Origin of the sequence: Sphingobacterium siyangense, from assembly GCF_007830445.1 — a bacterium.
Taxonomy (GTDB): domain Bacteria; phylum Bacteroidota; class Bacteroidia; order Sphingobacteriales; family Sphingobacteriaceae; genus Sphingobacterium; species Sphingobacterium siyangense.
Genome location: NZ_VLKR01000020.1, coordinates 82,155 through 100,715 on the forward strand (window position 1 = coordinate 82,155; position 18,561 = coordinate 100,715).

Below are 18,561 nucleotides of genomic sequence, written 5' to 3' on the forward strand. Positions count from 1 at the left end.
TAGATAATGCATCTGCAACGGGACTCTTTATCTGTGCTTTCTGACCAAACTGTAAATACAAGGTTGGAGGGATTAATCACGACCACCGATGATGGCACTATTCTACTGTTTAACAAACGCGCACAAGAGCTTTTAGACCTCGAAAGTACGGCAACCACCAACAAACTACATGATTTAATTACATTTTACTCAGCAGATGATCTTTCGGAACTATCGCCTACAGAAACGCCATTTTTTAGTGCTCTTTCCAAAAACCAAAACCAAAATGAAATTATCCTAGGAAGAAAAAAGGATCAAGAGTTTAGATGGTATCAATTCAATGTTCATCTTACTATAGAAGACAATAAAAAAGGTCTTTCAATCTCATTTATTGATGTATCGAAATTGGTCAATAAAAATCGTGTCCTAGAAGATAAACAACACCAACTTCAATTGCTTGTTGCCTCATTGAATGATCTTGTATTCGAAGTAACCGATACTGGAGTATTTAAAAACTACTGGACCAACAATCCGGATCTATTGTTCTATACGCCAGAAGAATTTCTAAATAAGAGCCTCACGGAGCTTTTCCCACCTGATCTTGCAGTGCCCGCTCTTCAATTAATACAAAGTTCATTAAAATTGGACCGCGAACTTAAGATGGATTTTCAATCCAATTTAAAAGAGCACAAAGACAAATGGTACCGTTTACAGATAAAACCTATACATAGGGCGCTGAACCGGGTAGCCCTGGTTATTTCCGACATTACAAAACAAGTCGAGTCCAATGAAAAGAGTAAATTCAATGAACACAAATTTAATCAAGCATTTTATTTATCTGGTCTGGGAATCTCTTTGACAAGCCTCGAAGGTTACTGCATAGAATCCAATAACATGTTAACCAAAATTCTTGGTTATTCTCATGAAGAAATGTCGACAACCAAGTTTACTGATCGAACACACCCAGACGATATAGATAAAGATGTTGAACTTAGAGAAAAACTTGTCAGGGGCGAAATTGAAGCATTTACGCTTCAAAAACGCTATTTACATAAATTAGGACATTTTGTATGGTGTTCTGTAACGGTTGCGGCAGTTTTTGATAATGCCAATACCGCACAATTTCTGATCGTCCAGGTGCAGGATATTTCCGAATCAAAAAAGAATATAGAAATTCTAAAGAGGCAAAAGATTGAATCGGATCTAGTCAAAATAGATCTTGAAACCAAAATACGACAACTGGAAGAATTTGCTAACATCCTCGCTCATGATCTAAAGGGCCCACTCAGTAATATACAGATGCTTATTGACGAAATCAAGGTAACGGATGACGAAAAAATAAAAGCAGATTTTATGAACCTTCTGGATATTAGCAGTGACAACCTGACTGAAACATTACATGATTTGGGGGGTATACTTGATATCAAATCAAACAATTCACTGATTTACGAGCAATGTAATTTTCTCGATGTATTCAAAAAAGTGCAACAGCAATTTCTGGAAGAAATACAGCAAAAAAATGCGACTATTTCCATCGAATTCAATGTAAAAGATATTTATTATCCTAAGATTTACCTGGAAAGTATCTTAAGCAATCTCCTGAGTAATGCACTCCGATTTACGGCAAAAGATAGAGCCCCTAGGATCGAAATACATACGCATCTGGAACAAGAAGGAACCTTATTAACGGTTAAAGACAACGGGCTGGGTATTAACCTACCAAAATACAAATCTGAGCTGTTTATGTTCAAAAAGGTTTTTCACCGTGGATTTGAGACTAAAGGTGTCGGATTGTTTCTCATAAGATATCAGATCGAATCATTGGGCGGAAAGATCGATGTACAAAGTAAAATCGATTCGGGTAGTACCTTTTATGTCAAATTTTTAGAAAAAGCATATAAAGATCCGCTGATACAACTATAAAAAATAGCGTTCAATCCTGTTCGTAGAAAATAACTGCTAAGATCCTGGACAGCGTGATCTCACAAGTAAAAGAGTAAAAGAAAAACTGCGATGTCAATCAACGACAAAGATGAGGTTTATTGACACGATGAAAACAATTATTAATCAAAAAGACCATGACTCCTGAAACTAAAAGAACGATCATTCTCATTGATGATAATGCCATTTTACGTACTATTTTCGGCCATATGCTACAGGGATTTACCGACTATGAGATTGACTTTCATTCCTTCAAAAATGCACTGGATGCATTGGATTTTTTGGATAACAATGACATCTGCCAGTCGCTGATGCCACCCATACTCTTTGTGGATATCAATATGCCATTTATGACTGGTTGGGAGTTAATGGATGTACTTGAAAATAGGACAGACTTCATCAAACGAACCAAGATTTTTATTGTCAGCTCCTCTACGAGCAAAAGCGATCAGGAGCAACTGGCTAATTATCCTTTTATAAGCGGTTTTATTCTGAAACCTTTTGGAAAAGAATCTATTTACGAGATTTTGAAAAAAATCGATTAAAAAAAAGCCCCCCAAACTTTATTACTTAATTATTGGAGGGCTTTTTATTTTGACAACTTATTGTTGTGGACAGCGGACAGCCACTGTCGTTATTCTTTTTGAGCGATTAAATCGCCTGACACTTGTCTGCCAACCAATTCTTTTCCTCAACCGTAAGATGAGTCGATAATTGATCAAATACCCACTGATTATAGTTATTTAGCCAGGCAATATGTTTCTTATCCAATAAGGATTTTTCGACTAAATCGGTTGCGATATAACACATTGTTAGTGTCTCAAAGTCCAGGAAGTCTCCAAATTCGGAAGATCCTGCTTTACGGGTCAACACGAGGTTCTCAATGCGAATACCATGTTTGCCGACGCGATACAATCCAGGCTCTATTGAAGTGATCATACCTGGTTCAACAGCAACATCTATTGCTGCTGCATTGAACACTTGTGGACCTTCGTGTACATTCAAGAAGAAACCGACACCATGTCCCGTACCATGTCCATAATTGCGTAATGTTTCCCACAATGGACGACGCGTAATTGCATCGATCTGATAGCCGCGCGTTCCAGTAGGGAAGATAGCCTGAGAGCCTTCTATTGTTCCCTTGAGCACAAGGGTATAATCCTCTTTTTCCTCCTGCGTAAGACCTCCAAGCGTTACCACTCTGGTAATATCCGTTGTCCCTGTAGTATATTGCCCCCCAGAATCGACCAATAGTAAACCTTTAGGCTCTAGTGTATAATTCGATTTTTCATTAGCCGAATAATGCGGCAGGGCACCGTGATCCAAATATCCCGCAATAGTCGTGAATGAGACGTCAACAAAGCCATCTTGACTTTCACGAAATCCACGTAATTTGTCAGCAATAGATAATTCAGAAAGCTCACCAGAGGAGACATTCTCTTCCAACCATTTGAAGAAACGAGTCAACGCTATACCGTCTTTTACAAACGTATGGCGGTTATTTTCAACTTCAACCTTATTCTTAATTGCTTTTAAACTCGTCGAAGGGTTTATTTTCTCAACAATTTTAACCTGTTTAGGTACGCTGTCGAAAACAGCAAAACAGGTACGTTTTGGATCGATAAGAATAGATGCAACCTCCAATGTCGGAACTATCTTAAAGAGATCCTCATAAGCTGCAATATCCACTCCATAGCCCTTCAGTTCTTCCGTTGCCTGAGTTGTCAACTTCGAAGGTTCAATATAAAGCGTTGCTTTTTCTGCTGTAATCAATACAAATCCCAAAACAACAGGGTTACAAGGTACATCTTGACCACGGATGTTTAATAACCAGGCCAGGTCATCCAAAGATGAGATCAGATGAGCCTCCGTTCTATTCTTTTTCATCTCCGCGCGGACAGCTTCAATTTTAGAAACCGTTGACTGTCCCGTAATATTTTCGTCCAGCAGGTAGGCCTGTGCCTTAGGAAGCTCTGGTCGTCCTTCCCATAATGGTGACAACAGGTCAACATGACCATCTACTTTAATCTCCAAAGGCTCCAAAGTATTCTGAACAGATTGGGCCACCAATAAAGAAGCGAGATTGCCATCAAAAGCAACCTTAGCACCAGCACCCAACTGCTCGCCCAACCAATCAGCATATTCTGCAGCTCCCTGCACTTTCAATTTCACCAATTCAAAACCTGTTCCTGCCAATTGCTCCGCTGCTTGGACAAAATAGCGAGAATCGGTCCAAAGGCCGGCAAAATCTTGTGTGATTGCCAACGTACCTGCTGACCCGGTAAAACCCGAGGCCCAGGCAATGCATTTATAACGTTCCGGTAGATATTCACTAATATGAGGATCTGAAGATGGAATGATATATCCATCGATTCCCTGAACCTTCATCGCCTCACGAATGGCAGCTAATTTTTCGATATGCTTCATGTCGTCTATACAATTTTATGCAAGTTAGGATTTTTTAGGGTCGAATGCCTAACTTTAAGCCAAATAAAACAAACGAAGTACAGCGAACGCTTTTCCCTTAAAATAGGCTGCGTTCAAGTCATCATGATAAATCCAATGGAATATCCATGATTGCCTGCACGAATATAGATAACCGTGTTTGCAAACTCATTGAAGATAAACTGGGATATACCCTAGGACGATAAAAAAAATAGTATATATGAACCAATTTCTGCTAAGTACCATTGCTTTTTCTACTTACGCGTTAACGACCGTTACCACTCCATTATTTGCGCAGGATCTTCGCAGTAAAATTCAGGATGCTTTTACGCAGTTTCAAAATCAGGAAAGCCTCAGGAATGGTTTGAGCTCACTGATAGTTTTCGATGGAAAAACAGGTCAGACTGTATTCGCAGCAAATGAAAATATCGGACTAGCAACCGCGTCCACCATGAAGGTAATCACTTCGGCCACGGCATTGGACTTCCTGGGTAAGAATTTTCAGTTCAAAACAACCCTGTATTATACAGGTGAAATCGACGAGAACGGTGTGTTAAACGGAAGTATTATTGTGACAGGTACGGGCGACCCTACCCTTGGCAGCGCTCGCTATCCGGAGACTCAGGCAACAACGATACTGAATAAGTGGCTTACAGCGATCCAAAATGCCGGTATCAAAAGTATTAATGGCGCTATCATTGCCGATGATCGGCTTTATAATGGGAACCAGCTTCCGGGTGGCTGGATCTGGACTGACATGGGTAACTACTACGGCGCGGGGATTTCTTCGCTCAATTGGTGTGAGAACGCTTTTGGCATAAATTTTACCCCAAGTAATAAAATTGGCGCCAAAGCGGAGATCCTTAGTTATACAGCCCAAGTTCCCTACCTGGAAATTATCAATGAAACAACCACTGGTAAATCAGGAAGCGGCGACAATGTATACGCCTATGCTGCCCCCTATTCAACTAAGATATTTGTGCGTGGTTCCTATGGGCAGGATCTCAAGAAAACAATTGAGCTCTCCTCTCCCGATCCAGCTTATGATCTCGCTTATCAATTAAACGAAGTCTTAAACAACAACGGTATTGTTGCCAGCGAACGGCCTGCTACCGGAACGAAGATGGATTCAGTCGATGTTTCAAAAAAACAAACCCTGGATATTCACCTATCTCCAACCTTAGATAAAATTGTCTACTGGTTTAACCAAAAGAGCATCAATCTCTATGGAGAAGCCCTATTGAAAGCGATAGCTTATACAACAGCGGGTAAAACAGGTACCGACGATGGCGCCTATTATATCCAAAAATATTGGAACGCCAAATTAGGCATAAAATCCAGTGAACTCAATAGTATGGATGGTTCGGGACTATCACCTCAAAATCGAGTGACCACAGCCGCGATGAATAAGATTATGCAGTATGCACAAAAACAAAGTTGGTACCCTGCTTTCTATGAAAGTCTTCCCACCTATAACAATATGAAGATGAAAAGTGGAACAATCGGCGGCGTACTTGGTTATACAGGTGTACATACCAATAAAACAGGACAGTCATTTACCTACACGTTACTGGTTAACAACTATGCTGGGTCGGCCTCCAGCATGCGTCAGCAAATGTTTAAACTGTTGGATGTCCTGAAGTAACATATTATTGTCTAATTATAATAAGATATTGGCAAATATTTCCAATTATCAAAAAGAATGATAGATTTGTAGCCTTAAATTAATAAAATCGTAATGAGTAACACTAATCGTAAACAGGCAGCGTTAAACTACCACGCAATGGGTAGACCTGGTAAAATAGCTGTTGTTCCGACCAAACCAACAAATTCGCAAAGAGACTTATCATTAGCATATTCTCCAGGTGTAGCGGAGCCATGTTTGGCTATTGCTGAGAACAAAGAAGATGCTTATAAATATACCGCAAAAGGAAACCTTGTTGCTGTTATCAGTAATGGTACAGCAGTATTGGGCTTAGGCGATATCGGCGCCCAAGCTGGTAAACCAGTCATGGAAGGTAAGGGTTTATTATTCAAAATTTTTGCCGACATTGATGTATTTGACATCGAAGTGGACACCAAAAATGTCGATGAGTTTGTCAACATTGTCAAAGCATTGGAGCCTACTTTTGGAGGGATCAACCTGGAAGATATCAAAGCACCGGAATGTTTTGAAATCGAACGCCGTCTAAAAGAAGAAATGAACATCCCGGTGATGCACGATGACCAACATGGTACAGCAATCATCTCAGGTGCAGCATTGATCAACGCCTGTGAAATTATCGGTAAAGATATTTCAAAAGTAAAAATCGTCGTCAATGGCGCTGGAGCAGCTGCAATGTCGTGTACTGCAATGTATATTTCAGTAGGTGCTAGCAAAGAAAATATTGTGATGCTGGATAGCAAAGGTGTAATCCGTACTGATAGAGAAAATCTAGACAGTATGAAAGCACAATATGCAACAGATCGCGATATTCGCACCCTGGCAGATGCTGTAAAAGATTCGGATGTATTTATCGGTTTATCGGCAGCAGACGTCATGTCGGCAGAGATGTTGTTAACGATGGCTCCAAACCCAATTGTATTGGCGATGGCAAATCCAAATCCTGAGATTGCTTACGATTTGGCGATGGCAACACGTAACGATATTATCATGGGTACAGGTCGTTCAGATTATCCTAACCAAGTAAACAATGTATTGGGTTTCCCATATATCTTCCGTGGTGCTTTGGATGTACGTGCAACAGCAATTAACGAGGAAATGAAAATTGCCGCAGTGCGTGCCATTGCAGACTTGGCGAAACAACCTGTTCCAGAAGAAGTAAATCAAGCCTATAACACGAGCAATTTAAAATTCTCGGAAGAATATATCATTCCAAAACCTACCGATCCGCGTTTGATCACTGAAGTTTCCATGGCTGTTGCAAAAGCTGCCATCGCATCAGGTGTGGCAAAGACCGTAATCGAAGATTGGGATCAATACAGCGATGCCCTACGTAAACGTCTTGGTAAAGATGATGCGATTATGCGCAATTTGACTATGGCTGCAAAAAGAGATCCTAAACGTGTTGTTTTTGCAGAAGCAGACAATTACAAAACGTTGCGTGCGGCACAGATTGTTAAAGAAGAGGGCATTGCGATTCCAATTCTTTTAGGTAGAAGAGATAAAATCGAACGTTTAATCAAAGAATATGCTTTTGAATTGGATGGTCTTGAAATTATCGACCCAGTTGCTGAAGTCGACAACGAAACGGAGCGTTCAAAGAAATTTATTGAGCATCTTTACATCAAAAGACAACGCCGTGGTATATCGAAATACGATGCCCGTAAGTTGATGTACGACCGCAACTATTTTGGTGCCTCTTTAGTGGAATTTGGCGAAGCTGATACCCTAATTTCCGGTATGACCAAAAATTATGCAAATACAATCCGTCCGGCATTACATGTAATCGGTGCTAAACCAGGCAGCCGTGTCGCAGGTATGTATATGATGTTAACAAAAAAAGGACCAATCTTCATGGGTGATACAACCGTAAATGAAGACCCTACAGCACAAGAACTAGCAGACATTACCCTGTTATTGGATAAAGCTGTGAAACGCATGAACATTCAGCCACGTATTGCATTACTATCTTACTCTAATTTTGGTTCAAGCGAAGGAAAAACGCCAACAAAAGTAAGAGCGGCAGCGCAGATCCTACACGATCAACATCCAGAGATTATTGCTGATGGTGATTTACAAGCAAACTTCGCCTTAAACAGCGAAATGTTGACAGCAAATTTCCCCTTCAGCTGCTTAAATGGAAAATCTGCGAATACACTCGTATTTCCTAATTTGGAGTCCGGAAATATCGCTTATAAATTATTGCAAGAAGTTGGTGAAGCTGAGGCTGTAGGTCCAATCCTTTTGGGTATGAACAAACCAATTCACGTATTGCAATTGGACAGCTCTGTACGCGAAATCGTCAATATGGTTACCATTGCCGTAGTCGATGTACAAGCACATCTTAAAAATTTATAGAATAGCTTAAAATCTTCCTATATTCGTATACTATGTACGAATATTTCAATGGAAAATTAGCATATAAAGCCCCCACTCATGTTGTTATCGATGTGAGTGGGATTGGTTATTATGTCCACATCTCTCTCTATACCTTCTCCCAAATCAAGGATCAGGAAAATTGTAAACTATTTATATCACTTCAAGTTCGGGAAGATTCACACACGCTTTATGGCTTTGCGACAGAAGGCGAGAAAAAATTATTCGAAAATTTGATCTCTGTTTCTGGTATTGGCCCCAATACAGGCCGCATGATCCTATCGTCAAACACACCGGATGAGATCCAGTCTGCCATCGTCAATGGCCAGGTTGCCCTAATTCAAAAGATTAAAGGAATCGGCCCTAAAACAGCACAACGTCTTATACTGGAACTTCAGGATAAATTAAAAAAACAGGGCTTCGAAGCCTTGGCATCACCTATCCAATCCCAATCTGTGCCAGAAGAAGCTTTATCAGCGCTGGTTATGCTCGGATTCAACAAAGTCGCGGCAGAGAAGGTGTTAAATACCATTTTAAAGACCGAAAGCAATCTTTCCGTAGAGGATATGATCAAATTAGCATTGAAACGACTTTAATGCATAAACATTAGCAGTACGTATCCGATATTAATCATTAGATAACGGATACGTACTGCTAATGCTGTAGCGTAAAAGATATAAAGGAACCTTCGGGTTCCTTTGTTATTTCCCGAACCTCAGTTTTGCAATAAATCGAGGGCTAAAAAGGAAGCATCACAACAGCGATTTATTCTTTACAAAGGCGAGCCCTTTCCTTCTTTTCGCTTTGGTTTTTAGATACAGCAAACGGACATCAAATAGGGATCAAATGTGGTATTTTGACACTGTTTATTCAGTGATCGTTCAGTGCTTGCTCAGTGATCAGTCAGTGAAGACTGAATAAGCACTGAGTAAGCACTGTCTAAAAATTGATTAAATATTATCCTTATTTTGAATTTGGTATCAACCAATTATCGCCATCTTCAAAATGGCGCTTGAGGGACTGTTACCAGAAAAGCAGATTCCGTTGTGCTCTACTGAACAGCTGCTCAGTAGAACACGGATAAATACAGTTAAAAGGCATATTTTTTTTACCTAAATTTGGATACTATTCTCCAAAGTAAAATATCCCCTTTAACAGACTAAACAAACGATTGATCTACCCCAATGACGCTATTATCCAAACTACTTCTAAGTGCCCAAAAACACTTTCAGCAGTATTTTCATACCCTATTTGTTACATTTCCTCTTTGCTAAAACGTATTTATTCACCTATTTTTAGGACTTCTTATTTCAGTTATAATCTCACGCATGAAGAAACTATTTTCACTTGCGCTGGCTCTAAGTGTAGGAGCAGCAGTATTTGCGCAAGAAAAGAAAGATGCTACCTTGAACATTGTGCCATTACCGCAACAGGTTCAAATTAAAAATGGTACGTTTAAAATCAACGCTAACACCAAAATCGCCTTTGATAGCGAAGAGGACAAAAAAGTTGCAATGCTGTTTCAGGATTTCCTAAAAAGCAACTACAATCTCAATTTATCAGTAGTGAAATCAGCGAGCAGCAATACGATCTATTTCTCCTCCAAAAACGCAAAATCCACTAATGTGGAAGCATATGAACTTAACATAAGTTCGGACCGCGCAACTATTAGCGGAAAAGCTGCCGGTCTATTTTATGGTATGCAATCGTTGATCCAATTGCTACCTGTAGATAAAAAGGCCAGCATAGAAATTCAACAAGCTGCAATCCAGGATGAACCGCGTTTTGCCTATCGTGGATTACATCTCGATGTTGGCCGTCACTTCTTTCCTGTAGAATTTGTAAAAAAATACATTGATATTCTGGCATCTTACAAATTGAATACGTTTCATTGGCATTTGACAGACGACCAAGGCTGGCGTATAGAAATCAAATCACATCCAAAATTGACTCAAGTTGGCGGTTACCGCAAGCAAACACTGCTGGGTAACTACAAGACAGATGGCGATTATGACAATACACCTTATGGTGGTTTCTATACCCAGGACCAAATCAAAGAAGTGGTTGCCTATGCAAAAGCTAAATATGTAACGGTTATACCCGAAATCGAGATGCCAGGACATGCATTAGCAGCACTTTCGGCTTACCCAGAATTGGGTTGTGGTGAAAAGCCAGGACCTTACACAGCTGCTCAGACTTGGGGAGTGTTTGACGATGTTTTCTGTGCCGGAAAAGAAGAGACATTCAAATTATTGGAAGATGTAATTGATGAAGTCATTCCCCTATTCCCTAGCGAATATATCCACATCGGTGGTGATGAGTGTCCAAAAACAAAATGGAAAACATGTCCATTTTGTCAAAAAAGAATCAAAGACAACAACCTCAAAGATGAACATGAGTTACAGAGCTATTTTATCCAGCGTATGGAAAAATACATCAATAGTAAAGGTAAACGTATCATTGGATGGGATGAGATCTTAGAGGGTGGTTTAGCGCCTAATGCGACTGTCATGAGCTGGAGAGGCGATCAAGGCGCAATTGATGCAGCCAATCAAGGTCACGATGTGATCATTACGGCAAACAGCTATGGTCTATATTTTGATCACAAACAAGGTCCTGATCAAAACAGAGAACCTTTAAGTATCGGCGGACTTTCCACATTGAGCAAAGTATATTCGTCAGATCCAATGCCTAGCAAAATTGCTGAAAACAACAAGAAACACGTTTTAGGTGTACAAGCAAATATTTGGACAGAGTATATTGGATCATCCAATAAAGTCGAATTTACAGTGTTACCGCGCGTTTTAGCGCTTTCTGAAATTGCCTGGACACAGCCAGAGAAAAAGAACTGGAAAAATTTCTCAGAACAACGTGCAGCAAATCAGCTGGCTAAACTTGACCAAACCAATACATTCTATCGTGTACCGGAAGTATATGGCATAACAGATACCACCGTATATGCTTCGGAATATACGATCAGAGGCTTGAAACCATCTGTTGAAGGAGCCAAAATTTATTACACATTGGACAACTACGATCCTTCAGAATTGGATTTAGAATATACAGGTCCAGTGAAAATTACGGTTCCTAATAGTAAGGAACGTGTTTTCAAAGCCGTTGTTGTAACGCCTTCCGGCAAAAGAAGCAACTACATTCGGGTGAATATTATCAACACCAAGAAATAATAACATTTGCCTGATAAGAAAGCGCTAATATTCTGTTAACTTTGAACAGCGTATTAGCGCTTTTTCATTTCATGCAGGTTGGAACTCAATATGCCCTGAAGCTTTCCGGACAGGCAAAACATGCTTGGCAATTGTAATCCTGATAGCAAATGCATGATTATTTTTTTACATAGATTTTTATGGCAGAGGATTTACAAATAGCTAAAGGTAGCAAAGAAGAACAATATCAAAATTTACTTCCTCAGATTGGAGGACTATTGCAAGGCGAGCCTAATCAAATAGCCAATTTGGCTAACATCGCTGCTGCACTGAAAGAACAATTCAATTTTTTCTGGGTTGGTTTCTATCTTGTTGATGGAGACGAGCTCGTATTAGGCCCTTTTCAGGGCCCCGTTGCATGCACGCGTATCAAGAAAGGCCGTGGCGTATGCGGGGGTGCTTGGGCACAGGAAAAAACATTGATTGTTCCTGATGTAGAGCAATTTCCGGGACACATTGCCTGTAGTTCGCTCTCGCGGTCCGAAATAGTGCTACCCGTTTTTAAACAGGGACAGATTATCGGTGTGCTGGACGTTGACAGCAGTGAATTAAATAGTTTTGATGAAGTCGATGAGAAATACCTTACGCAGGTATTACAGCTTTTAGACAGCGAATAGATAAGCTGCGCTATTTTTGATCATTTATTTATTTTCAAATTCCCAGACTTTCACTAATTTGTCGTCACCGACACTAAAGAAATATTGTCCATTTTCGGACCATGATCCTGCATTTACAGATAAATGATGGCCATCTTGCATCTTCTCGCGGCTCATATTTTTCAATAGTGCAAAATCGGCTGTGGACCAAAACTTCAACGATTTATCGCGACTGACAGTTGCAAAAATTGGCGCTTCAGGATGGGGATATATTCCGTATACGGTAAAAAGATGAGGTACAAAGGAAAAATTAGTTGTCAATTGATTTGGATCTGAAATCACCAATTGCGCATCCCTTCCACCACTTAGCAATTTATTATGGATAAATGCCAGCGACGTAGTGGGCATACTATGCAATTTTGAATCAGTAATAACATGAAAGTCAGTACTGTCCAACATATAAACCTGTCCATCTTTATCGCCCAATGCTATTCGTCCAAGTCCTTCATCAATTGCAATTGCCCGAATTGTTGTTGGGGATATACGCTTCTCGTAAATACTTTTATAAGTTGCCAAGTCAATGACATACAATGTCCCCTCTTCACCTACCGCCAAAAGCTCATTTTTCCAGGACATATAAGCCAATGCAAAAATAGCTTTGGTGCTCAGTTGTATGCTTGCTACAAGCTTTTGCTCTTCTACATGTACAAAAAGTAGCTTGCCCTCGCGCAAGGCTATGGCCAGAATCGGCGTACCCGTTATCAACCGTAAAGCGTATACCGATGAACTTACTGCGCAGAGAATACGCTTAAATGCATTCTGCTCAATATCCCATTCGACAACGCCCTTATCGTTACCAGCTGTAAAAAATGTGTGCGTATAATAACCCTTCTCTACACAAAAAATAGGGTTTTGATGTCCTGGTAATGTCGATTTTAATGTAATATCCATAGTAATTTCGCTAAAACTCCTTCTCCAGCCGGATCGCATATTTTACGCCCAGTTTTTATGCTGTAGGACTCCACTGATCGAACTGTGAGTCCAGTAAAAATCAATACAGCAATACGTATTGTTAGCCGACAGAAACAAGAAGTGCAGTATATCCACAAATATACTGCACTTCTTAGATTATTTTGTCATCTTAGCTTAAAGCCTTCTCCCCGTTTCGGATTTTGTTCAACGGTGTTGCCATCTTCCGATTTTAAGTGAGCTAGGAGCACGAAGTAAGATGTCCCTTCAAATACCTATTGATGTCTGCTCTCGAGGTTTTTCGCAATTGTTTCCAAAGAAAATCCTTTCTCACGCAACAATACGATCAAATGAAACAATAAGTCTGAAGTTTCATTGATAAAATCAGCATCTGTTTCTGTCAATGCTGCAATTACTGTTTCTACAGCTTCCTCGCCAACCTTTTGCGCAATCTTATTGATACCGCGAGAACGCAGGCGGTTGACATAAGATTCATCAGAAGGATGTTCATAGCGATGGTTGACAATACGCTCTAACTCCAACAGAAAGTTTTGGTTAAAGTCTGTACTGAAACAGCTTCTGCTCCCTGTATGACAGGTAGGCCCCATTGGTTCTGCTTTGATCAAAACAGTATCCTTATCACAATCAACATGGATGCTTTTTACATTCAAAAAGTTTCCACTCTCCTCTCCTTTTGTCCAAAGGCGATTTTTGCTTCGGGAGAAAAACGTAACACGTTTCTCTGCTTGTGTCTTCTCCCAAGCTTTCTCGTTCATATAGCCTAACATCAATACTTCCAACGTTTGGAAGTCCTGCACAATCACTGGAACGAGGCCGTCACTTTTTGCAAAATCTAACATGATTTTAGTATTTCAATTTTAAATTATTTTCGAAGAACCGTGAGCTCTCTTTTAACTTCTCAGGATTTCATCCAGCAAGTTTATGACTTACTTCTCCTTGATCAATCTTGTTTTCTATCTTACGACAATTCCATTTTGACGCAAGGTAGCTTTAAGATCCGGAATCAATATTTCACCATAATGGAAGACCGATGCCGCCAGAGCAGCATCTACGTTAGCTTGCTGAAAAACATCCACAAAATGCTGTTGATTACCAGCTCCGCCAGAGGCAATCAGTGGAATATGAATGCGGTCATTTATTGTTTTTAAAAAACCATTATCAAAGCCATTTTTTGTTCCGTCATGATCCATTGACGTCAGCAGGATCTCTCCCGCTCCACGTTCCTGCGCTTCAAGTATCCAATCCGCTGTGTTCAATTCCGTCCTAATGCGTCCACCACTCAGATGGACAAAATGCTGACCGTCGATGGACCGGGTATCGACAGCAACAACAACAAATTGTGCACCAAAAGCTGCAGCCATCTGATTGATAAGATCGGGGTTACGTACCGCCGCGGAATTGATGGAAATTTTATCTGCACCTGCATTCAACAGGATGTCAGCATCTTTGATTTCATTGATACCACCGCCAATTGTAAAAGGAATATTCACTTGACGTGCGACTGCTTTGACTAAATCAATTGTCGTTTTACGCTCCTCATGTGTCGCTGTAATATCCAGGAAAACGAGTTCATCAGCCCCTTGTTGAGAATATTCATAGGCCAATTCAACGGGATCACCCGCATCGCGCAGATCCACAAAATTGACTCCTTTTACAGTCCGCCCATCCTTAACATCCAAACAGGGAATTATACGTTTTGCCAGCATTTTAAAATCTGATTAACGATTTTAAATTCCAATCTTTGATTTCATCGATCGAGATTCTATTTTCATAGATTGCTTTACCAACGACAACAGATTCTACACTGCCCAGTTCCTGAAGTTTCTGAATATCGTCCATTGAACTGATCCCGCCAGAAGCAATTAACTTGATAATCGGAGAATGGTTCAACAACTTTTGGTACAATTCAACACCTGCACCGCCCAATTTACCATCTTTACTAATATCGGTACATAAGAATCTAAAGAACCCTAAAACCAAGCATTTATCAATATATTCGATCAATTTGATTGGAGAGCTTTCCAACCAGCCGGAGTATTTGATGACTTCATCCAATACGTCGATCGCTATAACAATGTGGTCTGCATATTTTACTTTACCTTCATTCAATGTCGCCAGTTCCTCCAAGAATGAAGGATTTGTAATTGCCTGTGTTCCGACAATAACGCGATAAACACCCGCATCTACCAATTCTTTAACCTTCTCTATGCTTCTAACACCACCGCCATATTGAATCTTCATATCCGTCTTCTGGATGATATCAAATAAATAGGCCTGATTGCTGAAGTCTCCTTTTGCACCATTTAAATCAATGATATGGACGAGTTCCGTACCATTTGCGCGGTAGGTTTCGATTTGCTCTTCTAAACTAATCGCATACGTTGTAACGTCATTGTAGTTACCCTCTCTCAAACGGACAACTTTTTTGTCCAAAACGTCTATTGCTGGAATGATATACATAGTCGAATATTTTTAATCAATTTGAATAGTTGAAAAATTGAGCAACAGCTGCTCTCCTGCTTTTCCAGATTTCTCTGGATGAAATTGTACGCCAAAGAAATTGTCTTTAGAAATTGCAGCCGAAAAAGGATGTCCATAGACACATTTTGCCGCAGTATATGTCGCATCGAATTCGATAAAGTACGAGTGGACAAAATAAAAATAAGTTTGATCTTCAATATGTGCAAATAAAGGACTATTTGCTGGCACGGAAACACTATTCCAGCCCATATGTGGTACTTTACCCGACTTTTCGGCATCAAAATGTAACGTCTTCAAAGGAAAAAGCTTTAACATTTCGGCATTTCCTTCTTCTGAAAAAGCCGTCAGTAATTGCATACCAACACAAATCCCCAATACAGGCTTTTTTAGCTTTTTGATATAAGGCACCAATCCTGATTCCTGTAGTTTGTCCATTGCTGCGCCAGCATGCCCCACTCCAGGAATGATGATACGATCGTATTGATCGATCTCATCTGCGGTATTGACCATACCATAGGTAAGCCCAACACGATCCAGTGCCGCTGTCAAAGAGAAAATATTCCCCGCACCGTAATTAATAATTCCTATCATCTTACAATACTCCTTTTGTACTTGGCAATTGCATATGGTCGGCATCGCGTCTTACCGCTTTCTTGATAGATTTAGCAAAAGCTTTGAAGATCGCTTCGATCTTATGGTGCTCATTGTCACCTTCAGCTTTAATGTTTAAATTCGATCGTGAAGCATCTGAAAACGACTTAAAGAAGTGGAAAAACATTTCCGTAGGCATATCGCCGATCTTCTCCCGTTTAAATTCCGCATCCCACACAATCCAGTTGCGACCACCAAAATCCAATGCAACCTGAGCCAAACAATCATCCATTGGCAACGTATAGGAATAGCGCTCAATTCCACGTTTGTCCCCTAAAGCCTTCAAAAAGACCTCACCCAGTGCGATACCCGTATCTTCGATGGTATGATGTTCGTCGATATGAAGATCACCTTTCGCCTTAATGGTCAAATCAAGTGCTCCATGTCTAGCCAATTGATCCAACATATGGTCGAAAAACGGTAACCCCGTTTCGATATCAGACTTACCCGAACCGTCCAAATTCAACTGAATAAAAATATCCGTTTCATTGGTTTTACGATGATGTTCGGCAGTGCGCGTACCCAATTTAAGGAATTCATACACCGTCTTCCAATCTGTTGTCTCTAAAGCTATAACAGTTGAATCTATCGCAAGGTTTTCCAAAGCACCTAATTGATCGTTAGCACGCAGCCAAATTGCCTTTGCACCGAGGTTTTGTGCTAATTTAACATCATTCACACGATCGCCGATGACGAAGGATTGGCTCAAATCGTATTTCGACGTATCAAAATAAGCTCCAAGCATACCAACTCCCGGTTTTCGGGTTTCCGCATTCTCGTGTGGAAAGGTTTTATCAATATGTTCCTCGGCAAACACTACTCCTTCTCCTGCAAACGTATCAATCACAAAATGATGGACTGGCCAGAAATTCTCCTCCGGATGGGAAGACGTTCCTAAACCATCTTGGTTGGAAACCAAGATCAATTCGAAATCCAGCTCCTTTGCGATACGTGGAAGATACTGCAAAGCACCAGGATAGAATTTTAATTTGGCAAAAGAATCGATTTGTTCGTCTTCAGGTTCCAAAATTAATGTTCCATCGCGGTCTATAAACAGTACACGTTTTAAGTTATCAGGCATAGTATTATTTATTGATTTGATTAAGTTTTTCTAACAATATTTGATTTTCGGCAGGCGTTCCAACAGTGATCCGTAGGCAGCCTTCACATAATTCGACTTTGGATCTATCTCTAACGATAATTCCATATTGAACTAGATAATCGTAAACTTCACGTGGCTGCTCCATCTTGACCAAAATAAAGTTGGCATCAGAAGGTGTAATATGCTGCACATAGTCCAGTTCAAGCAATTCACGCACGAGTTTCTCGCGCTCCGCCACCGTCTCCTTGATCCAGTCATTGACTTGATCAACCTGATCTAAGGCTTCCAATACAATATCTTGTGTAGCCTGGTTAATGTTGTATGGTGGTTTTATTTTATTGTAAACAGCTATAATCTCTTTACTGGCAAAAGCCATGCCCAGGCGTAGCGCCGCAAGCCCCCAAGCTTTAGACAAAGTCTGCAATACCACTAGATTGGGGTATTCAGCCAGTTCTTGCGTAAATGACTTGACAGCAGAAAAATTAATATAAGCCTCATCGACAACAACAAGCCCCTGAAAATTATTCAAGATCGTTTCAATATCCTGGCGACGGATTGAGTTTCCTGTTGGATTATTTGGAGAACAGATAAAAATCAGTTTAGTATGTGCGTCTATTGCATTGGCAATACCATCCAAATCCAGCTGGTAATCAGCAGTAAGGTTTACTTTTTTGAAAGCAACATCATTGATGTTCGCAGAAACTTCATACATCCCGTAGGTTGGCGGAACTAATATGACATTGTCAACACCAGGGGTACAAAATGCACGGTATAAGATATCAATAGCTTCATCACTTCCATTTCCCAAAAAGATATGCTCTGATGGTACACCTTTTATTTTAGAAAGTTTTGCTTTAACTTGATGTTGGAGAGGGTCTGGATATCGGTTGTAATCATGGTTTAAGGGGGATCCAAAAGGATTTTCATTGGCATCAATCAATATGGATGCCTCCCCTTTAAATTCATCTCTTGCGGATGAATAAGGTACGAGCTTCTTAATATTTTCCCGTAGTAGGTTGTTTAAGTTGAATGGATTATCCATTATAAAAAAATTAGAGCCGTAAACTTAGATAAATTGTTCATCATATGCAATATAATAAGCAATTATTCATA

The 18,561-nt window shown here is 40.2% G+C and carries 15 protein-coding genes; 7 read left to right on the forward strand and 8 right to left on the reverse strand.

Annotation, left to right across the window (positions count from 1 at the left end; genetic code table 11):
- Positions 1-6 precede the first annotated feature (6 nt).
- Both IQ31_RS17475 and IQ31_RS17480 read left to right on the forward strand, forming a co-directional pair.
- Positions 7-1,902 carry a sensor histidine kinase gene (locus IQ31_RS17475; protein WP_145328910.1) on the forward strand — a complete coding sequence of 632 codons (1,896 nt, stop codon included), beginning with the start codon at positions 7-9 and terminating at the stop codon, positions 1,900-1,902.
- A 155-nt stretch (positions 1,903-2,057) separates the two neighbouring features.
- A complete protein-coding gene (locus IQ31_RS17480) occupies positions 2,058-2,465 on the forward strand; it encodes a response regulator (RefSeq protein ID WP_145328912.1) in 408 nt (135 codons plus the stop codon).
- A 106-nt stretch (positions 2,466-2,571) separates the two neighbouring features.
- On the opposite strand, the gene IQ31_RS17485 is transcribed toward IQ31_RS17480, so the two are convergent.
- Positions 2,572-4,347: an aminopeptidase P family protein gene (locus IQ31_RS17485; RefSeq protein WP_145328914.1), complete on the reverse strand. Its 1,776-nt coding sequence runs from the start codon at positions 4,345-4,347 to the stop codon at positions 2,572-2,574.
- A gap of 238 nt (positions 4,348-4,585) precedes the next feature.
- Here IQ31_RS17485 and dacB point away from each other — a divergent pair, with 238 nt between their 5' ends.
- The 5 genes from dacB (at position 4,586) to IQ31_RS17510 (ending at position 12,245) form a co-directional block, all read left to right on the forward strand.
- Positions 4,586-6,010 (forward strand): D-alanyl-D-alanine carboxypeptidase/D-alanyl-D-alanine endopeptidase, encoded by a 1,425-nt coding sequence (gene dacB, locus IQ31_RS17490; protein ID WP_120333575.1) that lies wholly within the window; start codon positions 4,586-4,588, stop codon positions 6,008-6,010.
- Between the two features lie 93 nt (positions 6,011-6,103).
- Entirely contained in the window at positions 6,104-8,386 is a 2,283-nt protein-coding gene (locus IQ31_RS17495) for an NADP-dependent malic enzyme (protein WP_145328916.1), read from the forward strand.
- Positions 8,387-8,418: 32 nt separating this feature from the next.
- Positions 8,419-9,000: a Holliday junction branch migration protein RuvA gene (gene ruvA / locus IQ31_RS17500; protein ID WP_145328917.1), complete on the forward strand. Its 582-nt coding sequence runs from the start codon at positions 8,419-8,421 to the stop codon at positions 8,998-9,000.
- Between the two features lie 732 nt (positions 9,001-9,732).
- Positions 9,733-11,589: a beta-N-acetylhexosaminidase gene (locus tag IQ31_RS17505; RefSeq protein ID WP_145328919.1), complete on the forward strand. Its 1,857-nt coding sequence runs from the start codon at positions 9,733-9,735 to the stop codon at positions 11,587-11,589.
- 179 nt (positions 11,590-11,768) lie between these two features.
- Positions 11,769-12,245 (forward strand): GAF domain-containing protein, encoded by a 477-nt coding sequence (locus tag IQ31_RS17510; protein ID WP_046672350.1) that lies wholly within the window; start codon positions 11,769-11,771, stop codon positions 12,243-12,245.
- Between the two features lie 24 nt (positions 12,246-12,269).
- Here IQ31_RS17510 and IQ31_RS17515 read toward each other — a convergent pair whose 3' ends face one another.
- The 7 genes from IQ31_RS17515 to hisC all read right to left on the reverse strand — a co-directional run bounded on the left by IQ31_RS17515 (position 12,270) and on the right by hisC (position 18,490).
- A complete protein-coding gene (locus IQ31_RS17515; RefSeq protein ID WP_244294523.1) occupies positions 12,270-13,175 on the reverse strand; it encodes a WD40 repeat domain-containing protein in 906 nt (301 codons plus the stop codon).
- 293 nt (positions 13,176-13,468) lie between these two features.
- Entirely contained in the window at positions 13,469-14,053 is a 585-nt protein-coding gene (gene hisIE, locus IQ31_RS17520) for a bifunctional phosphoribosyl-AMP cyclohydrolase/phosphoribosyl-ATP diphosphatase HisIE (protein WP_088160174.1), read from the reverse strand.
- A 114-nt stretch (positions 14,054-14,167) separates the two neighbouring features.
- Positions 14,168-14,920, reverse strand: a complete 753-nt coding sequence (gene hisF / locus IQ31_RS17525; protein ID WP_088160173.1) for an imidazole glycerol phosphate synthase subunit HisF — start codon at positions 14,918-14,920, stop codon at positions 14,168-14,170.
- Position 14,921: 1 nt separating this feature from the next.
- Positions 14,922-15,674 carry a 1-(5-phosphoribosyl)-5-[(5-phosphoribosylamino)methylideneamino]imidazole-4-carboxamide isomerase gene (locus IQ31_RS17530; protein ID WP_075990987.1) on the reverse strand — a complete coding sequence of 251 codons (753 nt, stop codon included), beginning with the start codon at positions 15,672-15,674 and terminating at the stop codon, positions 14,922-14,924.
- A gap of 12 nt (positions 15,675-15,686) precedes the next feature.
- Positions 15,687-16,286: an imidazole glycerol phosphate synthase subunit HisH gene (gene hisH, locus IQ31_RS17535; protein ID WP_088160172.1), complete on the reverse strand. Its 600-nt coding sequence runs from the start codon at positions 16,284-16,286 to the stop codon at positions 15,687-15,689.
- 1 nt (position 16,287) lies between these two features.
- Positions 16,288-17,427, reverse strand: a complete 1,140-nt coding sequence (gene hisB, locus IQ31_RS17540; RefSeq protein WP_075990986.1) for a bifunctional histidinol-phosphatase/imidazoleglycerol-phosphate dehydratase HisB — start codon at positions 17,425-17,427, stop codon at positions 16,288-16,290.
- A 4-nt stretch (positions 17,428-17,431) separates the two neighbouring features.
- Positions 17,432-18,490 (reverse strand): histidinol-phosphate transaminase, encoded by a 1,059-nt coding sequence (hisC, locus tag IQ31_RS17545; RefSeq protein ID WP_075990985.1) that lies wholly within the window; start codon positions 18,488-18,490, stop codon positions 17,432-17,434.
- Positions 18,491-18,561 lie beyond the last annotated feature (71 nt).